At 40.5% G+C, this 4745-nt stretch carries 4 protein-coding genes; all 4 read right to left on the bottom strand.

Going from position 1 to position 4745, the window contains the following annotated elements; genetic code table 11:
* Positions 1-270 precede the first annotated feature (270 nt).
* Positions 271-906, bottom strand: a complete 636-nt coding sequence (locus ACFFAP_RS35955; protein WP_375515687.1) for a restriction endonuclease subunit R — start codon at positions 904-906, stop codon at positions 271-273.
* A 128-nt stretch (positions 907-1034) separates the two neighbouring features.
* The gene (gene hisS, locus ACFFAP_RS35950) at positions 1035-2423 is read right to left on the bottom strand and encodes a histidine--tRNA ligase (protein ID WP_375515686.1); all 1389 of its coding nucleotides are present in this window, start codon (positions 2421-2423) and stop codon (positions 1035-1037) included.
* 146 nt (positions 2424-2569) lie between these two features.
* Positions 2570-3016, bottom strand: coding sequence for a DUF3598 family protein (locus tag ACFFAP_RS35945; RefSeq protein ID WP_375515685.1), 447 nt, complete (start codon positions 3014-3016; stop codon positions 2570-2572).
* Positions 3017-3209: 193 nt separating this feature from the next.
* A complete protein-coding gene (locus tag ACFFAP_RS35940) occupies positions 3210-4628 on the bottom strand; it encodes an aldehyde dehydrogenase family protein (RefSeq protein WP_375515684.1) in 1419 nt (472 codons plus the stop codon).
* Between the last annotated feature and the right edge of the window lie 117 nt (positions 4629-4745).

Genomic DNA, 4745 nt, shown 5'->3' with positions numbered 1-4745 from the left:
ATACTCGTGAATGAGTCTTTGAACTCCGTTGATGAACCTCAAAGCTTCGTTGATAAACCTCAGAGCTTTGTCAATGAGTCTTTGATACTCGTGGATGTAGCTTGTAGTTGAGTTTAATACAGACCTAACCCCCAGCCCCTTCCCTATGAGGGAAGGGGAGTAAGATTCAAAGCCTCTCTCCTAAGAGGAGAGAGGTTTGGAGAGAGGTCAAAGTTGATTACATACAAAAGCGATCGCTTAAATAATCCTTACCATGCGATATATTTTTTCTTAAAGCTGACAAATTGCTTTTAAAACTTGTAGCAACCGACTTAAACGCTCTGTTTCCATTAAATTTAATTCTGGTAACAGATAATAAATAGGGGGATTTCCTTGTTCAATATAGGCAAACTGATAACTTCTACCATTTGTCACTAATCCCCAAACTGATTTTTGATTATCTAAATTTTTATAAGAGTATGTGAGTAGCTGAGATAAACCCGTTGATATATCAATCTGACTATTTTTAGATTCAATTAACAGTACCCAAAAATATGTTTGAGGTTTTGTCTGTTTAGCTTTACTAACAGCTAAAATATCAAATCTTCCTTTAATTTTGATATCTTCATCTTCAACTTCAATATCAGCAATATTCTCCTCCAAAAGAATCTCGATAGGATAGCGATAAAAACCAGCTAATCTTAATAATGGGGCAACTGCAAGAAACTTTACCTGACCTTCAGAAACTTTACCTGCTGTAAGATAGCGTCGAAAGTCATTTCTAATTTGCAGAAGTTCCTGCTGTTCTAATTCCGTGAGAGGTTCCAGAGATAAGTAGTTAGAAAATGAATCACTGTATTGTTCTTGAAAGCCAAACAGACGCTGAACTTCTTCTAAGGATAAATTACGAGCGTTGAGAATTGTCATATATTTTTGCTTGATTGTTAATCTAGTGATTGAGATTCATGCTGATCGTAGCTTTGGTGAAGTGTATTGCGATCGCACTTAAGAACGTGGATTTAAATTTTTGCAGTTTATATTATTATCAACGTTTATTAGGCAAGCCTTCTTTTAACTTCCTCAGCCAAATCTACTAATAGCACCTCTACTTGCTCACCTGTTTTCAAATCTTTCAGCGAAGACTTTTGCGCTGCTGCTTCCTCGGAACCAATAATTACACAAAATTGAATTCCTTGTTTATCGGCTAGCTGAAATTGTTTACCCAGGGGACGCTTATCAAAATTAGTGATGACATTAATTCCAGCCTGACGCAGATGTTGCGAAACTTTTAAATAAGTTGGCATTAAATCTTCTTGCATATTCACTACCATCACCTGGGCTGGTGTAGCAGCTAAGGTACTAAGAATACCAGCTTTTAACAAGCGACTAATTAAGCGAGTTAAGCCAATAGAAATGCCTACACCAGGCATTTTTTCACCCAAAAATACCCCGACTAATTCTTCATATCTGCCACCAGAACAGATACTACCTAAAGCTTCATGTCCTAATAAGGTTGTTTCGTAAACTGTACCAGTATAGTAATCAAGACCACGGGCAATGGATAAATCAATACAGAAACGTTTTTCGGCAACTCCGAGATTACGCACGCCTGTAATTACCGTTTCTAATTCGTTAACTCCCAGGCTTAATTGCTCGGTTTCAGGCAGACTTTGAGCGAGATGCTTAAGTTTATCTAATACTTCATCAACGGAACCATCTATTTTAATAAAATCAATAATTTTTTGAGTCTGTTCTCCTGAAACTCCCTCCTTCTCTAATTCTTGTTTTACTTTACTCTCACCAATTTTTTCTAGATTATCAACAATACCAATACACGATTTAATTTTATCTTCAGTAATTCCTACTGACTTAAAAAAACCTGTAAGAACTTTACGATTATTGATGCGAATCAAAAAATCACCAATATTTATTGCTTCAAATATCTCAGTGATAATTGCAGGCATCTGAGCATCATAGAGCAAGCTGAGTTCACGACGAGCAACTACATCAATATCGCACTGACGAAACTGACGAAAACGCCCATCTTTCGCTCGCTCACCACGGAAAACTACATCCATTTGGTAGCGGGCAAAGGGAAAGGTTAACTCATTCAGGTGACGGGCAATATATGCTGCTAATGGAACTGTTTGATCAAACTTTAAAGCTCTTGCTTCTGAACCAGTTTCGCCTGATTTATCTCTCTCGGCTTGCCGATTTGGTGGCAGGATGGGGTCAATGCCATAGATGATATTGTCGCCTTGATTTCCTTTAGCTTGCAGCACTTCTAAACGTTCTACAGCAGGTGTTTCAATGGGCGTAAATCCATAGCTTTCAAAAACTCTACGGATGATATCTAACAAATATAATTCTAGACGCTTTTCGCTAGGCAGAAATTCTGGGAAACCGCTAGGAGTAGAAAAGTTTATTTTGTCACCTTTGGCCATGCGTGTACCTTACTAAGTTTAAATTTGAGATGAAAGCCTAACGGAAATCGTGGCTACACAAACATAGACGCTTTGCGGCTTACCGCAGGGTAGTCCGCCTGCGCGGACGGAGAATAATAAGTGATTATCTTTGAGCGAAGAAATTACTATCTTAGCCGTTCTTCTTGAATTAAGGTGCGTTGAAAAATTTGGTTGTTCTTAAACCAATGCCAAGTGCGGGCACGATTGTTATTGTCAGGACTAATGTAGATCATTTCATATAAGCTCATCTCTGGGTTTGTTTTATAACTAAACCACAAAATCACAATTGAATCATCAGCTTCCCAAGCTTTCCCTTGGATGCGATCGGTGTCAAACCAGAGTTTATTATCTTTATAGCTTCCTGGAAATTCATACTCTTCTTGTTTACCATCAGACCATTTATAGCGATTGATTTGGTAGTAGGGATCAGGGCCATTTTCTGGAAATTGACAAGTTAAGTGAGACTCATACTTGTCGAGGATTTTTCCGGCTGTATCAATTACTGTATAAGTTCCTACCCAATCTCCTTCATGACGGACAAGTACGGGCATTCCTTCTCGAATATTTGACATTGCAATTCACCTCTCAACAACTGAGTTAAAGCAGACAACACAAGCTAAAAATAACCGTTTGAGCAGGTAAAGTGCTTACTCTACAAAAACTGCTGAATGTTAGCATTAACATTGTAAGTCGATACAATCGCATTGTGAGTCGATGCACTACACTGCTCTTAAAAACTGCCCTTTTGTTTGTTGACGACAGTATTTATGCTTCATTATCAAACCACCAAGGGTCATTAGTAGCATTAGTTTTTACCAAAATAGCTTTTTTTCGCATGAACCGTTTCAGCGCGGCTGCACCCATGCGTGACCCTCCCATACCAGAAAATTTGAAGGCGTTTTTCTCTCCCTCGTGCATGAGGGCGGTAAGTGCAGCATCGTTGATACTAATAGCACCTGCATCTATCTGCTGGGAAACTTCTAAGGCTTCGGCTTCGGAGGCAAAGACAGCAGCACTCAATCCATAAATTGAGTCATTCGCTAAAGACACTGCTTCTTCTACTGTGGAAAAAGGCATTATTGGCATAATGGGGCCGAACGTCTCTTCGGTCATCACTTTCATGGAATGATTAACCTGGGTGAGAACTGTCGGACGACACCACCAACCCCCACCTAAGTCTTCAATTACACCGCCGCAGTGAATTACTGCTCCCTTTTCGACTGCATCTAGCAGATGGTTGCTAATAATTGCTGCTTGTCTTTCGGCGATGATGGGGCCAATTTCTCCACTTTCGACTGTGGGGTAGGCTAGTTGAAGACGATGGGCTTTAGCTACTAATTGATGGTAGAACTTTTCAAATATCGATTCAGCAATATAAATTCGCTCAATTGATAAACATGACTGTCCGGTGTTGACGACCGAACCCCACAATATTGCTGAGGTTGCTAATTCTAAATTGGCAGATTCTAAAACGATCGCAGGGTCTTTTCCTCCTAATTCCAAAAAAGCCGGAATAAACCGTTTAGCAGCCGCTTCTGCTACTTTTCGCCCCGTTGCTACACTGCCTGTAAAGCACACCAAATCTACATTGTCAATCAAAGCAGATCCAGTTTCGCCTGCTCCTTCAACAAAAGTTAATACGTCACGCAATTCAGGAACGGTGCTGATTGCTGTTTTCAGTGGTGCTACGAAGCGGGGAGCAATTTCACTGGGTTTAACAATGACAGCACAACCCGCCAGTAATGCCGGAATGGTATCAATAGTTGATAGTAACAGTGGAAAATTCCACGGGCTAATTACCCCAACTAGGGGATAAGGAACGGATGTTTGTTGCAAAGCGATAAATGGAATTGCTGTGTTTTTGGCAGAGTCTTGTAGCAATTCCGGCGCTAACTTACACCAGCGATCGATGCTAGAGAGGAAGGAGTCTATTTCCAATACAGAGGTAGATAATCTTCCTGTATCATTTACCAAAGCCTCCGTTAAGCGATCGCGCCCTGATAATATCGCTTGCTTCCATTGCTGTAAGGCTTCAATTCTCCCCTCTAAGCCTAGTTTCTGCCAGCTAACTTGCGCCCTGCGGGTGCGCTTACATTGCTGTGCCAGCAGCCTGGGAGGCGGCGGGATAATTACGTAGTCAAATTTGCCAGTTCGAGGATTGCGGACTTCTATTGGATTAGTCATTAGTCATTAGTCATTGGTCATTAGTCATTGGTCATTGGGCACTTGTACTGAGCGAAGTCGAAGTATTAGTCAATAATTAATAGTTATTCTTCCCCTGCTCCCCATTCCCCATTCCCC

Origin of the sequence: uncultured Nostoc sp. (assembly GCF_964245575.1) — a bacterium.
In the GTDB taxonomy this organism is placed as follows: Bacteria; Cyanobacteriota; Cyanobacteriia; order Cyanobacteriales; family Nostocaceae; genus Nostoc.
Note: the sequence above shows the minus strand (reverse complement) of the source record. Positions and strands in the feature narration are given on the sequence as shown.